12 protein-coding genes are annotated in these 18,130 nt (G+C 65.7%); 8 read left to right on the top strand and 4 right to left on the bottom strand.

Annotated elements, in window-relative coordinates; all coding sequences use genetic code 11:
* Positions 1–228: 228 nt before the first annotated feature.
* The 6 genes from NV401_RS17995 (at position 229) to NV401_RS17970 (ending at position 8,779) form a co-directional block, all read left to right on the top strand.
* Positions 229–2,544, top strand: coding sequence for a TonB-dependent receptor (locus NV401_RS17995; protein WP_261295840.1), 2,316 nt, complete (start codon positions 229–231; stop codon positions 2,542–2,544).
* Positions 2,545–2,547: 3 nt separating this feature from the next.
* Complete coding sequence (locus NV401_RS17990; RefSeq protein WP_261295839.1) at positions 2,548–3,867, top strand: spinster family MFS transporter; 1,320 nt, start codon at positions 2,548–2,550, stop codon at positions 3,865–3,867.
* Complete coding sequence (locus NV401_RS17985) at positions 3,864–5,498, top strand: carboxylesterase/lipase family protein (RefSeq protein ID WP_261295838.1); 1,635 nt, start codon at positions 3,864–3,866, stop codon at positions 5,496–5,498. The genes NV401_RS17990 and NV401_RS17985 overlap by 4 nt, the downstream gene beginning before the upstream one ends.
* A complete protein-coding gene (locus NV401_RS17980; protein WP_261295861.1) occupies positions 5,495–7,087 on the top strand; it encodes an AMP-binding protein in 1,593 nt (530 codons plus the stop codon). The genes NV401_RS17985 and NV401_RS17980 overlap by 4 nt, the downstream gene beginning before the upstream one ends.
* Positions 7,084–7,803, top strand: a complete 720-nt coding sequence (locus NV401_RS17975) for a TetR/AcrR family transcriptional regulator (protein WP_261295837.1) — start codon at positions 7,084–7,086, stop codon at positions 7,801–7,803. Before NV401_RS17980 ends, NV401_RS17975 begins: the two co-directional genes overlap by 4 nt.
* Before the next feature lie 82 nt (positions 7,804–7,885).
* Positions 7,886–8,779, top strand: a complete 894-nt coding sequence (locus tag NV401_RS17970; protein WP_261295860.1) for an SDR family NAD(P)-dependent oxidoreductase — start codon at positions 7,886–7,888, stop codon at positions 8,777–8,779.
* A 494-nt stretch (positions 8,780–9,273) separates the two neighbouring features.
* Here the strand turns inward: NV401_RS17970 and NV401_RS17965 are convergent, their stop codons facing one another.
* The 3 genes from NV401_RS17965 to NV401_RS17955 are packed head-to-tail and all read right to left on the bottom strand — an operon-like array spanning position 9,274 to position 14,884.
* Positions 9,274–12,369, bottom strand: coding sequence for an efflux RND transporter permease subunit (locus NV401_RS17965; RefSeq protein ID WP_261295836.1), 3,096 nt, complete (start codon positions 12,367–12,369; stop codon positions 9,274–9,276).
* On the bottom strand, positions 12,366–13,460 hold the full coding sequence (locus NV401_RS17960) for an efflux RND transporter periplasmic adaptor subunit (RefSeq protein WP_261295835.1): 1,095 nt from the start codon (positions 13,458–13,460) through the stop codon (positions 12,366–12,368). The genes NV401_RS17965 and NV401_RS17960 overlap by 4 nt, the downstream gene beginning before the upstream one ends.
* Positions 13,457–14,884 (bottom strand): efflux transporter outer membrane subunit, encoded by a 1,428-nt coding sequence (locus NV401_RS17955; RefSeq protein ID WP_261295834.1) that lies wholly within the window; start codon positions 14,882–14,884, stop codon positions 13,457–13,459. Before NV401_RS17955 ends, NV401_RS17960 begins: the two co-directional genes overlap by 4 nt.
* A gap of 114 nt (positions 14,885–14,998) precedes the next feature.
* On the opposite strand from NV401_RS17955, the gene NV401_RS17950 reads away from it, so the two are divergent.
* Complete coding sequence (locus NV401_RS17950) at positions 14,999–15,721, top strand: response regulator transcription factor (protein WP_261295833.1); 723 nt, start codon at positions 14,999–15,001, stop codon at positions 15,719–15,721.
* A complete protein-coding gene (locus tag NV401_RS17945) occupies positions 15,718–16,782 on the top strand; it encodes a HAMP domain-containing sensor histidine kinase (RefSeq protein ID WP_261295832.1) in 1,065 nt (354 codons plus the stop codon). The genes NV401_RS17950 and NV401_RS17945 overlap by 4 nt, the downstream gene beginning before the upstream one ends.
* A 51-nt stretch (positions 16,783–16,833) precedes the next feature.
* Here the strand turns inward: NV401_RS17945 and NV401_RS17940 are convergent.
* Positions 16,834–18,130: BamA/OMP85 family outer membrane protein (locus NV401_RS17940; protein ID WP_261295831.1), on the bottom strand; the 1,297-nt coding region annotated here is incomplete at its 5' end.

The raw sequence follows: 18,130 nt of genomic DNA, 5'->3' as shown, positions 1-18,130 counted from the left end.
CGAACTCAATACTCGTCCGAAGGTGAACGGATGTCCGTTTTCGGAGAGCGGCGAAACGCTCCTGAGTGTCGTCTTATGAGACAATCCAATCGACGCTCGGGTGAAATTTCGCAGCCTGTTCATTAAACGCTCACGCTCGCGATAGTGAATTGACAGCTGATGTCCTGCGGGGCATTCAGCCGGTGTAGCGGCCGGCATTAACGATCGGCGCTCGTGGGAGAGAGACGCATGAAATCGATTTTCCTTGCTACGGCGGGCTTAGCCGCGCTGGTCGCTACCACCGCGCATGCCCAGACCGCTGCGAACGCCCCCGACGCGCAAGAAAACGGCCAGGCCACCGGCCCGCTCGATCCCAGCGTATCCGACCAGAACGACAGCGACCGGCATGACGATATCGTGGTAACGGCAACCCGCCGCCCGGAACGGCTGCGCGACATCCCGCTCAGCGTCACCGCTTTTTCGCAGAAGGAGCTGACCGCCAAGGGAATTGTCGGCTATGAGGGGCTGGCGCGCGAGACGCCGGGCATCGTGCTCAACAAGCCGAGCGCGAATTTCAACAATTTCACCGCGCGCGGCATCGCCACCAACGGTTATGGCGCGGGGCTGCAGAGCACCGTCGCGGTGTATATCGACGAACTGCCGATTTCGACGATCGGCAACACGACGGTACTCGATACCAACCTGTACGATGTCGAGCGCGTCGAATTCCTGCGTGGGCCACAGGGCACGTTGTTCGGCTCGGGCTCGCTGTCCGGCGCGCTGCGCATCCTGACCAAGGCGCCCGACCTGACCAAATTCGGCGCCTCCGGGCTGGTCGATCTCGGGCTCACCGGCAGCGATTCGTTCCGCCAGCGTTATAACGGCATGATCAACGTGCCGATCATCGACGACAAGGTCGGGCTGCGCGTCGTCGGCTTCTACCGCGACGAGGAGGGCTATCTCGATAACGTCGGCACTGGCGTGCACAATTCCAACACGCTGATCGATTGGGGCGGCCGGGCGACCCTGCTGATCAAGCCGACCGAGCGGCTGTCGATCAAGTTCCTCGGGTCCTATGAGGATAGCAATCCCAAGGATTCGTCGCTGACCAGCCCATCGCTGGGCCGCGAGAAGCGCATCTCCGACCAGCCGGATTTGTACACCGGCAAGCTCGCCACCGGCAACATGACGCTCGATTACCAGTTCGACGGCGCACACCTGACCAGTTCGACGACCTATTCGAGCTTCGACCAGAAATTCTACGTCGATCTCGCCAATACCTTCGGCGGCGCGTTGCCGTTCGGGCTCGACGCCGATGGCGCGATGAAGACGTTCGTCGAGGAAGCACGGCTCAGCTCCGATCCCGGCGGCAAGATCGATTGGGTCGTCGGCGGCTTCTATCTCGGCCGCCGGCTCGACGTCGATTTCAACTATCGCACCTCGCCCGCGCTGCTGAGCGCCATTTACGGCGCCAATGCCGGGCTGGGCCAATATTACCAGCGGCTCAACAGCCATACGATCTCGCACGAACTGGCCGGTTTCGGCGAGCTGACTTATCGGTTCGACGAGAAATTCTGGGTTACCGGCGGATTGCGCTACGGCCGCGTGGATTCGCAGGCATTCACCGAAGCTGGGGGCTATCTCGCCAATTTCTTCGCCGTCGCGTTCCAGAATCCGGCCGCTCCGGTCGCGCCGCGCGTCGATCCCTATCCGTATTCCGCCGGGCTCAAGGTCAGCGCGTCGCGCGCGACCTACAAGATCAGCGCGTCGTTCAAGCCGTCCGCGTCGCTCACCACCTATGCCACGTTGTCGACCGGCTTCCGCACCCCGGTGGTCAACGCGCTGGCCGGGCGGGCGAGCGTGATCAATGCCGCCGACATCATCATTCCGGATGGTGCCTCGTCGGACAATCTCAAAAATTACGAGATCGGCATGAAGGGCCGCTTTCTCGACGGCAAGCTGACCGCCAACCTCGCCGTCTATCTGATCGACTGGAAGAACATCCAAGTCCAGGCCAACCGCACCTCGGATGCGGTGCAGTTCGCGACCAATATCGGCGGCGCGCGCAGCAAGGGGATCGAGCTCGAACTGCTCGCCTATCCCGTCTCCGGGCTGACGATCGGCGTCAACGGCTCGCTGAACGACGCCAAGGTGACCAAGCTGTCGGCGAGCGAAGCGGCGATCTCCGGCGCAACGCTCGGCGCGCGGCTGTCGGCACCGCATTTCCAGGGCTCGACCTATATCAATTACGCCTTCGCGGTATCGCCGAGCGCGCTGGCCAATATCGCGCTCAGCGCGCAGCATGTCGGCTCGTTCCCGAGCGAATTTCCGCGTGTGCCGGGCAATCCCGCCGCCACCAAGCCGACGTTCGGCTATACCGATAGCTATGAGAACGTGAACGCCACGGTCGGCGTGCAGCTCGATCGCCTGTCGCTGGCCGCCTATGTCGAAAATATCTTCGACGATCATTCGGTCACCTATCGCCATCCGGAAGCGTTCCTGGCCAGCCGCGTTGGCACGCTTCGGCCGCGCACGATCGGCCTGCGCGTCGGCTACGATTTCTAAGTGATGCCGCTTGCCCATCCGCCGCATCCGGTCGCGCCGCCTGCGCGGCCGGGGACGCGGGCCTGGGTCGCGCTGGCGATCCTGTGCTTCGTCTATGTCCTCAACTTCCTCGATCGGCAGCTGCTCTCGATCCTGGCCAAGCCGATCCAGGACGATCTCGGCGTAACCGATGGCCAGCTCGGCCTGATCGGGGGGCTGTATTTTGCGCTCTTCTATTGCGTCTTGTCGATCCCGGTCGGCTGGCTCGCCGATCGCACCAACCGCGTTCGCGTGCTCGCCTTTGCCTGCGCCTTGTGGAGCGCGGCGACGATCGCCTGCGGCTTCTCGACCAATTATCCGCAACTGGTGCTGGCGCGGATGTCGGTCGGCGTCGGCGAGGCGGGCGGGGTGCCGCCCTCCTATGCGATCATCTCCGATCTGTTCCCGCCGCACCAGCGCGGCACGGCGCTGGGGTTGTACAATCTCGGGCCGCCGATCGGACAGGCGATGGGTGTCGCATTCGGCGCGTCGATCGCCGCCGCCTATAGCTGGCGCGACGCCTTCCTGGCGCTCGGCGCGGTCGGCATCGTTACCGCGGTGATCGTTTTCGTGTTCGTGCGCGAACCCAAGCGCGGTGGGCTTGATGTGCTGCCAGGCGCGACTGCGCCCCAATCCAAGCCCGCGCCCGCGCCGTTCTGGCCGACGCTCCGCATGTTCTTCGCGCGCCCGGTATTGCTGCTGGTGTCTTTGGCGTGCGGCGCGACGCAGTTCATCACCTATGCCCTGCTCAATTTCGCCACTCTGTTTCTGATGCGCGAGAAGGGCATGACCCTCAGCGAGGTCGCGATCTATTACGCCTTACTCGTGGGGCTGGGCATCGGCGGCGGGATCTATTTCTCGGGCCGGCTGGTCGATCGGCTCGTGCCGCGCTCCAAGCTCGCTTATGCCTATATCCCCGCGATCGGGCTGGCGCTGGCAGTGCCGTTCTTCATTGGCTTCATCTGGGCACCAAGCTGGCAACTGGCCTTGCTGTTCCTGATCGTACCGATGGCACTCAATTATTTCTATCTCTCGCCGGCGGTGACGCTGGTGCAGCAGGAAGTGCAGCCCAACCAGCGCGTCTTGTCCGGCGCCCTGCTGCTGCTGGTGATGAACCTGATCGGGCTGGGGCTGGGGCCGACGTTCCTCGGCGCAGTCAGCGACATGTTCAAAGCGAACCACCCCGGCAATTCGCTGCAACTGGCCTTCTACACACTTGTCCCGTTCTACCTCGTCGCGATCGCCTTGTTCCTGGCGCTGGCGCGGGGGCTGAGGCGGGAAGATGACATCGGGGTTTCCGTATGAAGAATCTGTCGAAGGGGTTTGCCGCGGCGGCGGCGTTGCTGATGGCTGTGCCGACGGCGGCACAGGCCGGCCCCGTGGTGGACACACCCGCCGGCCGCGTGCGCGGCGTCGAGCAAGCCGGGCTGCGCATTTTCAAGGGCCTGCCCTATGCCGCCGCGCCGATCGGCTGGCGGCGCTGGAAACCGCCGGTCGCGCTGAAGCCGTGGCAGGGCGTACGCGATGCCGCCGCCTTCGGCCCGGTCTGCGTCCAGCCCAAATCGCGTCCCGGCAGCATCTATGCCGAGACCTATCCGGCGATGAGCGAGGACTGCCTGTCGCTCAATATCTGGGCGCCCGCCAAGGCGGCCAAGGCGCCGGTGATGGTGTGGATCCATGGCGGATCGCTTACCGGGGGGGCGAGCAGCGAGACGATGTATGACGGCGCTGCGCTCGCCCGGCAGGGCGTGATTTTGGTGTCGATCAACTATCGGCTCGGCGTGCTCGGCTATCTCGCGCATCCCGAGCTCAGCCGCGAAGGTCAAGGCGTGTCGGGCAATTACGGCTTGCTCGATCAGGTCGCTGCCCTGCACTGGGTGAAGGCCAATATCGCAGCCTTTGGTGGCGATCCCGCCAACGTGACGATCGCTGGTGAATCCGCCGGGGCGCTCAGCGTGATGTACCTGATGGCCGCCCCCCAGGCGCGCGGCCTGTTCGCCAAGGCGATCGCGCAAAGCGCCTATATGATCTCTACGCCCGAACTGCGCAGCTCGTCGTTCGGCGACATTCCAGCCGAGCTTATCGGCACCTATCTGACCGGCAAGCTCGGCGCGACCGACCTGCGCGGGCTGCGGGCGATGGACGCGGGCGCGATCACGGACGCGGCCGCTAATGCCGGCTATGTCCCGTTCGGCACGGTCGACGGCAAGGTGCTGCCCCAGCAACTCGCGGTGACGTTCGATCTCGGGCAGCAGGCGCCGGTGCCGATCCTGGCGGGTTTCAACAGCGGCGAGATCCGCTCGCTGCGCTTCCTCGCGCCGCCGGTGCCGGCCGATGTGGCGCACTACAGCGCGGAAATCCGCGCGCGCTATGGCGACCTGGCGGACGCCTATCTCAAGCAATATCCGGCCAACAACGTGGCGGAGAGCGTGCTGACCGGGCTGCGCGACGCATTGTACGGCTGGACCGCCGAGCGGCTGGTGACCAAGCAGGCAGCGGTGGGGGCGCCGTCCTTCCTCTATTATTTCGATCACGGCTATCCGGCCGCGAACGCGGCGGACCTGTACGGCTTTCACGCCAGCGAAATTCCCTATGTGTTCGGCAATGCGGACAAGACACCAGAATTCTGGCCGAAAATCCCCACGACGCCGACGGAACAGGCGCTGTCGGATGCGATGCTCGGCTATTGGGCGTCATTCGCGCGGGAGGGCGTGCCGAGCGCTGCGGGGCAGCCGCGCTGGCCGCGTTACGCCGCGAATCGCGGTTACATGACATTCGACGGCATGCCGCGAGCCGGCACGCACCTGTTGCCCGGCATGTACGAACTCAACGAAGCGGTCGTCTGCCGCCGCCGCGCCAAAGGCGGGGTGCCGTGGAACTGGAATGTCGGCGTGATCGCGCCGCCGCTGCCCCCCAAGGATGCTAGATGCACATGATTGACGGCGGCATGCAGCCGTTCGCCCTGACGCTCGATAAGTTTCTCACCCACGCCGCCAAATGGCACCCGGATACCGAAGTGGTCACCGCCCGCGAGGATGGTGGCACGGATCGGATCGGCTACGCCGCGCTGATGGCGCGCAGCCTGCGCATCTCCGCGCTGCTCACCGGGCTCGGCGCCGGGACCGGCGATCGCGTGGCGACCCTGGCGTGGAACAGCCAGGCGCATGTCGAGACCTGGTATGCCGTGATGGGCATGGGCGCGGTGTGCCACACGCTCAATCCGCGGCTGACCGCGGTGCAATTGGCGGCGATGGCGACCCAATCCGACGTGCGTCTTATGGTTGTCAGCGCAGACCTGCTGCCGCTCGCGCGCCAGATCGCCGAGCGCGTGCCGGCGATCGAACGCCTGCTGGTGATCGACGGATCGGTCGCGACCGATGCGGAGGCGCCGCGCCGCCCGATCGTCGCCGCGCTCGACCCGCTGATGGCGCAAGCCGAGGGTGACGTACCCTGGGGCAAGTTCGACGAAACCGCGCCGTGCGGCCTGTGCTTCACCTCCGGCACGACCGGCGCGCCAAAGGGCGTCACCTACACGCACCGATCGAGCTTCCTGCACACGCTGCGGCTGCTGCAGACCGACGTGATGGCGATTTCCGGGCGCGACAGCGTGCTTACCGTGGTGCCGATGTTTCATGCCAATGCCTGGGGCCTGCCCTTCGCGCTCCCCGCGGTCGGCGGCAAGCTCGTGCTGCCCGGCCGGCATACCGATGGCGCTAGCCTGGCGCGGCTGATCGCCTCGGAACGCGTGACGATCGCCGTCGGCGTGCCGACCGTCTGGCTCGCCTTGGTCGAGCATGTCGAAACGAGCGGTGTGGCATTGCCATCGCTTGAACGCATCATCATGGGCGGGGCGCCGCTCGCGCCGGCGCTGATGGAGCGGATCGAGCGCTGCCTGAGCGTCGTCGTGCAGACCAGCTGGGGGATGACCGAGCTGTCGCCGTCGGGGACTGTCTCTCCGGCGAGCGACCCGGCCCGGTCCGCCGCAGTGGCGGGACGGCCTGCAGTAGGCGTCGATCTGTTGCTTACCGATGCCGCAGGGGTGCCGTTGCTCGAGCAACGCGATGTGGAGGGCCATTTGCGCGTGCGCGGCGCGGCGGTGGTCGAGCGCTATTTCGGCCAGGAGGAAAACGCGACCGACGCCACTGGCTGGTTTGCGACCGGCGATCTTGCGCGGATCGACGGGCATGGCAATCTGATGATCACTGGCCGCGCCAAGGACCTGATCAAATCGGGCGGCGAATGGATCAACCCGGCCGAGATCGAGGCGATCGTCGGCGCGTTGCCGCAGGTGTCGCTGGCGGCGGTGATCGGGCGCGCGGATGAGAAATGGGGCGAGCGGCCGATCCTTTTGGTCGAGGTCCGCGACGGCCAGCCGATCAGCGACGCGGACCTGCTCGCGCCGCTGAAAGGGCAGGTGGCGAGTTGGTGGGTGCCGGATGCGGTCGTGCGCTTGGATAATATGCCTCTGGCATCGACCGGCAAGATCGACAAGATACGGCTGCGAACTGAATATGGTGGCGCATGACCGCGCCAAAGCAGGAAAGCCAGCGCGTGCCCAAAGCGACGAAACCGTCCCGACCTTCGACCAAGGCGGAACAACGCGCCGAGAAGACCGAGCAGATCCTCGACGCAGCGGAATATCTGTTTTCGAAGCACGGGCTGTACGGCGTGGCGCTGTCCGACGTGGCAAAGCGGGTCGGCGTGCATCACACGCTGCTCAATTATTATTTTTCGGACAAGAAGAACCTGTTCGATGCGGTGTTCGCGCGCCGTGCCGCGGTGACCAGCGAGCGCCGGATGAAGGCGCTCGACGATTATGCCGCAGCGAGCGGCGACCGGCCGACGGTCGAAGGCGCGCTGCACGCCTTCCTCGATACCGATCTCGATCTGTATATCGAGGGCGGCGAGAGCTGGAAGAATTATGGCGCGCTCGGCGCGCAGGTCGCCAACACGCCGGAATGGGGCGCGGAACTGATGGACGAGCATTTCGATCCGGTCGTGCTGCGGCTGCTCGACCTGCTCAAGCGCGCACTGCCCGATTGCTCCGAAGACCGGATTTTCTGGGGCTATCAGTTCGTCACCGGCGCGTTGATGCTAACGCTGGCGCGAACGGGGCGGATCGACAAGCTCTCGGGTGGCCTGTGCCGCTCGGAGGATTTCCTTGCCGCCAAGGAGCACATGGCGCTGTTCATGGCCGGCGGGTTCCGCGCCATCTGTCACGGTAGCGCCGCCCCGGGCTGATCGTCCGACACAGCAATAGCGCGTCGGCAAATCAGATACTCACTATGTAGATAGTGAGATAATTTCGATAAGGAGAAGAATGATGTTGCTCAAAGGTCGCGTTGCCATCGTCACGGGCGCCGGTGGGGGATTGGGCCGGGCGCACGCGCTGTACCTTGCAAGCCAGGGTGCACGCGTCGTCGTCAACGATCTCGGGAAGGAAGCGGCCGAGCGCGTCGCCGCCGAGATCGTCGCCGGCGGGTTCGAAGCGCTGCCGATCGCGGCGTCGGTCAGCGACGAAGCGGGCGTGGCGGCGATGGTCGCGACGGTGTTGGAGCGCTGGGGGCGGATCGATATCCTGATCAACAATGCCGGCATCCTGCGCGACAAGAGCTTTGCCAAGATGAGCATGGACGATTTTCGCATTGTCGTTGACGTCCACCTGATGGGCGCGGCGGTGTGCAGCAAGGCGGTGTGGGATGTCATGCGTGCGCAACGTTATGGCCGCATCGTGATGACGACGTCCTCGTCCGGCCTGTACGGCAATTTCGGCCAGGCGAACTATGGCGCAGCCAAGATGGCGCTGGTCGGTCTGATGCAGACGCTGGCGATCGAAGGCGAGAAATACGACATCCGCGTCAACGCACTGGCACCGACGGCGGCAACCCAGATGACTCAGGGCGTGCTGTCCGACGACAGCCTAACCTTGCTTGACCCGGCGTTCGTGAGCCCCGGCCTGCTGGCACTCGTGCATGACGACGCCCCGTCTCGCGCCATTCTGTGTGCCGGTGCGGGGCACTTCGCAACGGCGAGCGTGACCCTCTCTCAAGGGCGCTATATCGGAGGCGGCGTCGATGCCGGGGGCCAGGTGATTCAGCATTGGAGCGTCATCTCGCAACGCGACGGTGACATCGTACCTTCTTACGGTTTCGCGCAAGCGGAACGCGAGCTTGGCGGCGCCGGCTTAACTGCGCCAGTAGTGGCTCATCACAGCTAGTGCACAGTCAACGGCTTCAACAGCGGGCAAGCGCCCTCGCGCATTCCAAGCCGTTGAGCCGGGCGTGGTCCCAGACTGCGGTTGAACGTGCCACCGTCGGGTGCGGTCCACGCGCCGGGAACCAGGGGGCTGCGGAGATTCGATTTCTCAATTCGATAGGAACCGATTCCGAGTATCTTCCCAGCAGAACCTGTGGCCTTCCGCTGGGGCTTTCGTCGCGGGCGGCTAGGCGAAGGCGGGCTCAATCGCAGCGCGGCGCGCGGCGCTTAAAGCGGTCGCGCAAACGGTTGGGGGGTAGCAATGCCGCTATCGCTGGCCGCCATCTCAGCGTACCCCGGGCGTGCGCTTTCGGCGTCGCCAGGCGCGCGAAAGACGGGGCGCGTTGGATGGAAGGAACACGGCCTGCCTGCCTCGAGACGCATCGCGACGCAGCAGTCGTCGCTCGCCTTCCTTAGGATCGATGTTCCCGACCTGCTGCCCCATGCCGCCGAACCTCAGACAGCCTGGCGTTCTTTTCCCGTCGGGGCTGCGCGTCGGTCTTGCCGCCATATGCGGCGGCGCAGCCAATGTTCGAAATCGTCGACATAGGTGAAGATCACCGGCACGACGAGCAGGCTCAGCACGGTGGAGGTCACCAGCCCGCCGATCACCACGACGGCCATCGGCTGGCGGAAGCTGGGATCGGCCCCGAAGCCGAGCGCGGTCGGCAGCATGCCGGCGGCCATCGCGATCGTCGTCATGATGATCGGCCGCACGCGCTTGTGGCAGGCGTCGATCAGGGCGTCGTAGCGCGACATGCCCTGTTCGCGCCGCGCCATGATGGCATATTCGACAAGGAGGATCGAATTCTTGGTCACCACGCCCATCAGCATCAGCAACCCGATCACCGACGGCATCGAAAAGCTCATGTTGCAGATCAGCAAGGCGAACAGCGCCCCGCCCAGCGACAGGGGCAGCGCCGAGAGGATCGTCGCCGGCTGGAGGAAATCGTGGAACAACAGCACCAGCACCGCCCAGATGCAGAAAATCCCGATCCCCATCGCCAGCCCGAAACTGCCGAGCAATTCGGAGGTGCGCTGCAGCTCGCCCTGCTCGACCAGGCTCACCCCCGCCGGCAGGTTCTTCACCGACGGCAGGAGTTTGGCCTCCGCCATCACGTCGCTCAAGGGGCGGCCGTTGAGCTCGATCGAAAGCGTCACGTTGCGCCGCCGGTCGAGCCGGTCGATCTGAGCGGGGCTGCTGCCATAACCTATTTCGGCGATCGAGCCCAACGCCACCTGGCCGTTGGTCCCGTTGACGCGCAGCAGCCCGAAGGCTTGCGGATCCGTGCGCATTGCCGGATTCATGCGGACCAGGATATCCACCTGCCGGTCCGACAGGTTCAGCTTGGGCAGCGAGGCGGCATAATCGCCGGACGTGGCGATGCGGACGGTGTCGCCAATGTCCTGGCTGGTCACGCCGAGCACGGCGGAGCGGGCATAATCCGGCCGGAACTGGATCTCCGGGCGCTGCTGCGCGGCGCTGGAGGTTACGTTGCCGATACCGGAAATCCCGCTGCGCACCGCTGCTTCCACGGTGCTGGCGGTGCGTTCGAGCAAATCGCCGTCGTCGCCGGCAAGCACGAGCTGCAGCACTTCGCCATTGCCCGATCCGCCCACACTGACGCGTATGCCCGGCAGTGCGCGCAGCGCATTGCGCATTTTCGCTTCCACGCCCGCTTGTTTGTCATCGCGGTCGCCGCGCGCGGCGAGGTCGACGGTCAGGGTCGCGCTGCCCACGGCGGCGGTCGAGGAAGAATCCAGGCCCCCGCCGCTGGTGGCGGTGCCGACTGAGGCAAAGACGTGCGTCACCTCGGGGATGTTCCGCAGGATTGCCGTCGCCTGTCGCGCGATCGCCGCCGTTTCGTCGAGCGTGCTGCCGGGGGGCAGCTCCAGCGAGACGCTGGATTGCGAATTGTCCTGGGCGGGGATGAAGCCCGAGGGCAGCAGCGGGATCATCGAGCAGGAGACGAGCAGGAACACACCGGCCGGGATGACCGTGATGCGCCGTCGCTTCAGCGAACTCTGGATCGCGCGCAGATAGCGCGTCATCAGCTTGCCGTCCTTGTCCTCATGGGTGGTGGGGCGCAGGAAATAGGCCGCCATCATCGGCGTCAGCAGGCGCGCCACGAGCAGGGAAAACAACACGGCGACCGAGGCAGTCACCCCGAATTCGCGAAATAGCTTGCCGGGAATGCCGCTCATGAAGGCGGTCGGCAGGAACACCGCGACCAGCGTGAAGGTGGTGGCGACCACCGCCAGGCCGATCTCGTCGGCCGCCTCGGTCGCCGCTTCCACCGGCCCCTTGCCCATGCGCATGTGCCGCTCGATATTCTCCACCTCGACGATCGCATCATCGACCAGGATGCCGATCACCAGCGCGATCGATAGCAAAGAGATCATGTTGAGCGTGAAGCCGCACAGATACATCACGCCGAAGGTTGGGATGATCGACAGCGGCAGCGCGGTCGCCGAAATCAGCGTCGCGCGCCAGTCGCGCAGGAACAGCCACACCACCAGCACGGCAAGCAGGGCGCCCTCGAGCAGCAGATCCATCGAGCCTTCGTAATTGTCGACGATCGGCGTGACCGTGTTGCTGGCCTCGACGATCCGTACCTCGGGATGCTGCGCCGAAAAACTCGCCACCGCGGCGCGCGCCTTTTCCGCGACCGCGGCGTCGCCGAAGCCGAGCGAGCGCGTCACGGTGAAGCCGATCACCGGCTTGCCGTCGCGATAGGCCAGCGTGCTGCGCTCGGCATGGCCGTCTTCGATCTTGGCGATTTGGCCAAGCGTGATCATCTGCCCGGTGCTCGCGGGGATGCTGATCGCCGCCAGGTCCGCCGGATCGTGCACCGCCGCCAGCGTCCGCAGCGACTGGCGCTGCGTGCCGATGTCGCCGCGCCCGCCAGACTGATCGGTCTGCATCGCCTTGAGCTTCGCGCTGACGTCTGCCGCGGCGACACCGAGCCCCGCCATCGCCGCCGGATCCAGATCGACATTTACCGCTCGGGAGATACCGCCGACGCGCGCCACGCTGGCGACGCCCTGCACCGATTGCAGCGCCTTGGTGACGTCACTATCCACGAACCAGGAAAGCGCCTGTTCGTCCATGTCCTTGGCCTGGATGATATAGGTCAGCATCGACGAGCCATTGGCGGTCTGCTTCGATACGGTCGGTGTCTGCAGCGCGGACGGCAGGTCTTGCCGCGCGCCGTCGACGGCGTTGCGCACCTCCTGCACCGCCTCATTGCCATCCTTGTCGATCGTGAAGGAGACGGCGATGCTCACCGTACCTTCGGTGATCGTGGTGGTGACGTGGTCCAGCAGGCGCAGCGAGGTCAGCCGGTCCTCGATCTTGCGCGCCACCTCGGTCTCGAGCTGCTCAGGTGCCGCGCCTTCCAGCGAGGCGGTAACGGTGACCGTCGGCAGGTCCATGTCGGGGAAATTCTGGACCTGCAAACGGCTGAAACCGATGATCCCGAAGATCGTCAGCATGATGAACAACAGCACGGCCGGCACGGGATGCCGGATCGACAGCGCGGAAATATTCACTTCGCGGCACTCCGCGTCACGCGCACCGTGACACCGTCGCTGAGGAAGGCGCTGCCGGCCGCAACGACCTGCGCGTCGGCGGCAATGCCGCTCACCGCGACGCGGCCATCGCGGCGCTGGCCCGCGGTCACCACCGTCTCCTTGACGCGATTGTCCTTGCCGAGAAGATAGGCATAGGATTTGCCGTCGCGCAGCACGATCGCGCTATCGGGCACGGTCAGCACCGGCCCGGCGCCGACCTCGATCACGCCGCTGCCATACATGCCCGATCGCGCGGGCGAGTTTGCCGGCAGGCGCACATAGACGATGCCGCGGCTCGTGGTGCTGGTCAGCGTGGGCGAGACGAGCCGCACGGTGCCGCTGACGCTCTGCCCGCCGGGCAGGGTCACGCGCGCCACCTGGCCGGCGCGGACCGCGGCGATCTGGCGCGAATCGAGCTCGGCCTGCCATTCGATGATGCCCTGCCGCACCAGGCGGAACATCTCGTCCCCGGCGTTGACCACCTTGCCGAGCAGCGCCGTGCGCGACGAGACCACGCCGTCGTCCGCCGCCCGCACGTTGGCCTGGCCCAATTGTACGTCTGCCCCGCGGACCTGCGCGCGCGCCGCCGCAAGCGTTGCCTGCGACGTCTGCTGCGTGACGCGATAGCTTTGGATCTGCTGCGCGGAGAGCGCGCCGCTGTCGCCGATCTGCCGCGCACGCTCGACATCGCTATTGGCCTTGACGAGATTGGCCTGCGCTTCGGCCACCGCCGCCTGCAACCGGGCCCGCTCGGCGAGCAGCGCCTCGCGCGCCAGAGTCGCCAGCACCTGCCCCTGACGTACCCGGCTGCCGACATCCGCGTTCAGCGATGCGATCCGATAGGGACCCGTCTCGGCGCTGATCACCACCTCCTGCCAAGGTTGCAGAGTGCCGTTGGCGCTGAGCTGCTGGGGCCAGGAAAGCTGCTGCGGGCGCGTCACCGTGACGGTCAGGCTGGCGGGCACGTCCTTGGCGGCCTCCGCGTCCGTGCCGCTGCATCCGGTCAGCGCCAGAGCGCAGGCGATGAGCGCGCCATGCAGCAGCATGGAGAGGGGGGGATAACGCATCATGTATTTGCTCCGGTGGATGCCGTGGTCGCGTCCCAACCGCCGCCCAATGCCTTGTACAGCGCGATCAGCTCGCGCACCTGCGTCAGGCGAAGGTCGACCAGTTTCCGCTGCGCGTCGAGCGCGTTGCGCCGCGCGCTTTCGCGCTCGATCATGCTGACCGAGCCGACCTCGCGCTGCCGGTCAATGGCCGCGAAACTGGCGGCATAGCCTTGCGCCGAACGCGCCAGATCGGCGTCGCGCCCGCGCGCCGATTGCAGCCGCACCAGCGCCTGCTCGACCTCCACGATGCCGGCACGGACGCTCTCGCGATAGGTCGCGAACTGCAGATCATAACCCGCGCGGGCACTGCGCACCCCGGCGCGTGCCTTGCCACCGTCCAGGATGGGCAAGCTGAGTGAAGGGCCGAACGACCATTGAGTCAGGCCCCCGCCCGCGGAGATCGATCCGGAGAGCGACAAGCTGGGATAGAGATCCGCCGTCGCGGCGCCGATTTCCGCGTTGGACGCGGCCAGTTCGCGCTCGGCGGAGGCAATGTCGGGCCGCTGCCGCACCAGATCGGCCGGCAGGGTCGTCACGTCCAATGTCGCTGGCATGGGCAGCTTCGCCTTGCCGGGCGCCAGCATTGCGCGCAGCGCCGCCTCGTCCGAACCGGTTAGCGAGGTCAGGCTCTTCACCAGCAGATCGCATTGTGCGACCTGATCGGTGTAACTGGCGCGCACGCTTGCAGCGCTGGCATCGGTGAGTTCGGCATCCGCAGGTGCGGTAAAGCCAGCCCGCTGGCTGATCCGGGTCAGGCGGGCCGTCTGCGCCTGTGATTTGGCCTGCTGATCATAGAGATCGGCAAGCTGCTCGCAGCCGCGATATTGGACATAATCGTCTGCCACCTCGGCGGCCAGCGCGATCCGGGCGTCGGCCAGATCATTGCCCCGCGCTTCGATACGTGCACGCGCGGCTTCGTTGTTGCGGCGGATCTTGCCGAACAGATCGAGCGTCCAGCTGGCGTCGGCGCTTGGCTGGAAGCCGCCCGACGTTACCTGAAAGCTCTGTCCGCTGCCGGACGATCTTTGCCCGCTCTCGGTGTAGGACGCGCCGGCGTTGAGCGTCGGCGCGCCCTGCGCGCGATTGGTATCCAGCGTGGCGCGCGCCTGCAGGATGCGTGCGACCGCCTGATCGAGCGTCGGGCTGAACGCCTCGGCCTGCTGCTGCAGCCGCAGCAACGTAGGATCGTCGAAGCGCTGCCACCAACCGGATAGTGCACTCGACCGCGCGTCTTTCGTAACGGGGGCGATCCAGGCTGGGGGCGTGGCGATCTGGGGGCGTTGATAGTTCGGGCCGACCGTACAGCCGGCGAGCAGCGCGGTCGCGAGCAGCGCCGAACGAAGCGGCGCGCGGCGCACGTGAGACAGGGGGCGTCGATTGATCATGATCCGCTGCCGTTAGACCAGCCGCATGTCTGGTTGTTCGCGGCGCGTGTAAAGTTAGGCAAAAGGTGCGTTCAGTTATGTAAAGGTGCGCGCGCGATCCGTTCGACCAGGGGCATGACGATGGACATCTACAAGCGCCGACCGGAGAAGATGCCCCGAATCCTGCTCATCGACGACGATCGCGACCTGACCGCGATGCTGGCCGAATATCTCGCCGGCGAGGGGTTGGGCGCGTTTGCCGTACATGACGGGCAGAGCGGAGAGGCCGAGGCACTGTCCGGCCGATACGATCTCGTTGTGCTCGACGTGATGCTGCCGCGCCTGTCCGGCATCGAGGTGCTGCGGCGTATCCGGCGATCGAGCGACGTACCGATCTTGCTGCTGACCGCGCGGGGCGACGACGTGGATCGCATTTCCGGCCTGGACCTGGGCGCCGACGATTATGTTCCGAAGCCGTGCTCGGCCGGCGAGTTGGTGGCACGCATGCGCGCGATCCTGCGCCGTGTCTCGACCAGCGGCGATGCCGGGCCTGGCGGGCCGATCGTCGCCGGCCCGCTGACGCTGTTGCCGGGCAAACGCCGCGCCGAATGGCACGGCGCGGCGCTCGATCTCACCGGCACCGAATTCAGCCTGCTCGAAGAACTGGCGCGTCATGCCGGGCATATCGTCAGCAAGGAGCAATTGTCGCTCGAGGCTCTCGGTCGCGCGCTCACCGCCTATGATCGTCGCATCGACGTCCATATCAGCAGCATCCGCCAGAAGCTCGGGCCGCGCGCCGATGGCCAGCCGTGGATCCTGGGGATCCGCGGCCAGGGCTATCAGCTGGCGTGCGAATGATGCCCCCCTTCGCTACCTTGCGCCCCGGCCGGCTGTTCTGGAAGCTGTTCATCGCTTTCCTGCTGGCCAGCGGCACCTCGTTCCTGATCGGGGCGGGGCTGTTCGCCTTCGTCCGACCGGTCTCTGCCGAGCGGGTGGTGTTCGATGCGCTGCCGTTCAACCGCTCCATGCCGCTGCTGATCGGCACGGTCGTCAGCCTGGTGTTCAGCGCCGCGGTCGCGTGGTATCTGGCGCGCCCGATCACGCATCTCAGCCGCGGGTTTAGCGCGATCGCGGCGGGGGAGCTCGCCACGCGCGTGAATCCGCTGGTCGGTACGCGGCGCGACGAGATCGCCGATCTGACGCGCGACTTCGATGGCATGGCGGCGCAGCTCCAGCAGTTGCTGGCGACGCAGGAGCGGTTGTTCCACGACGTCTCGCACGAGCTGCGCTCGCCGCTGACGCGGCTGCAACTGGCGATCGGTCTGCTTCGCCAGTCACCCGACAAGCTGCCGGACATGGTGCTGCGCATCGAGCGTGAAGCGGAACGGCTCAATCTGCTGATCGAAGAAGTGCTGACGCTGGCGCGCCTGAAGTCCGGCACGGCCGAGTTCGAGGTTGGCCCGGTCGACCTGATCGATCTGCTGACCGCGATCGTTGACGACGCCAGGTTCGAGGGCCGGGCCAGGCAGTGCGAGATCCATTACCTGCCATCCGCCGCGTTCGTGACGATCGGCAATGGCGATCTGCTGTACCGCGCGTTCGAGAATATCATTCGGAACGCGGTGAAATTTTCGCCGATGCGGGGGCGCGTCACCGTCACAGCGGAGGCAGATGCCGAGCGCGCGGTGGTGCGCATCAGCGATCAGGGTCGCGGCGTGCCGGCGGCAATGCTCGCCGACATTTTCGAGCCGTTCAAACGCGTAGATCCCGATGGCGTGGAGATGACCGGATTCGGTTTGGGATTGGCGATCGCCAAACATGCCGTCGAACGGCATGGCGGATCGATCCGAGCAGTATCCGCGGATGGGCGCGGGCTCGTGATGGAGGTCATGGTGCCGCGCCGGGGCCCGTCCTCCTGAACGAGACTTGTTGGTACCGGCCGGCGCGAGCGCCGCCGGCGCGCAAACCGATCAGAATTGTCCGCCGATATTGAAGGTGATGAGCTTGTCGTCGTCGCCCGGGGCCTTGAGCAGCGCCTTGGCGATATCGATCCGCAACGGGCCGAAGGGGGAATTCCAGTTCACGCCGACGCCGACCGCGACACGCGGGCTGGCGGTGTTGCTCGAATAGGTCTCGCGGTACGTGCCGAGGGAATAGCTGTAGGCGGTGCCCGTATTGGTCGTCGTGCTGTTGCCGTCGGCATCGAGATACAGCAATTCGCCGGCGCTATTGGTATATTGGCGGGTTCCGGCGACGCAGGTGGTCGAGGTGGAGATCGAGGCGGCGCAGGTATCGGTGAGCGTCGGCTTCTTGCCGCCGAACACTGCGCCGACGTCGAGATAGACCGAGGGGCGCAGCCCCAGTTCGCGTGCGCCCGCGCCCAGCGGCAGTTCGACTTCGAGCCGCGCTTGGTAATATGCGGTGCCGCCGAGGGCGGTTTGCGAATTCGAGCTGCTGTCGGTGGAAAGCGTCGCCGGGATGGTCGAGGTGTCATAATAGGTCCGGGTCACGCGCGGGCCGACGCCACGGATATCGAAGCCGCGCATGTTTGGGCTGCCGAGATAGAAGCGGTCGGTTAGCCGGACATCCTGGCCCAGCCCCTTGATATAGCCACCCTCGGCATGCGCGAGCAGGATGAAGTTGGAGCCGAGATTTAGATATTTCGAGGCGTTGACGGTGGCGCGCAGGTAGCGTGTATCGCCCCCCAGTCCGGCGAAATCCTGGCTGAAAATGAATTTGCTGCCGGCGGTGGGGCGCGACCGGCTGTTGAGACTGTCATAGAGCAGCGAATAGCCAACGGACGAGGTCCAGCGGTTGCCGACCGCTTCGCACAGATATTGGCCGGCGAGCGCGGCGTCGCATACGCCGTTGGTATAATAACTATCGGCATCGAGCGTGACCTGGTCATAGGTCAGGCCGTAGCGCGTCGTCGCGGACCAATATTCGGTCATCGGCACGGCGGCGCGTAGCTGGAAACCGGTCGAGACCTGCTCGTAAGAGGTGCTGTCGTCACTGCTCGAGCCGTACGGGCTGTAATCGCGGCGGAAGATGTCGCCGCCCAGGGCGATGTTCTTGTCGAACAGATAGGGCTCGGTGAAACCCAGCTCGACCGACTTCGAATAGCTCGAATAATTGAAGCTGGTGCGCAATTCCTGGCCTTTGCCGCGGAAGTTGCCCTGCTTAATGCTGGCAGAAAGGACCATATTCTCGGTGCTGGAATAGCCCGCCGACAGCTGCAGCTCGCCGGTCGACTTCTCCTCGACGTCC

The organism is Sphingomonas hylomeconis (assembly GCF_025370105.1).
Lineage (GTDB): Bacteria > Pseudomonadota > Alphaproteobacteria > Sphingomonadales > Sphingomonadaceae > Sphingomonas > Sphingomonas hylomeconis.
Note: the sequence above shows the minus strand (reverse complement) of the source record. Positions and strands in the feature narration are given on the sequence as shown.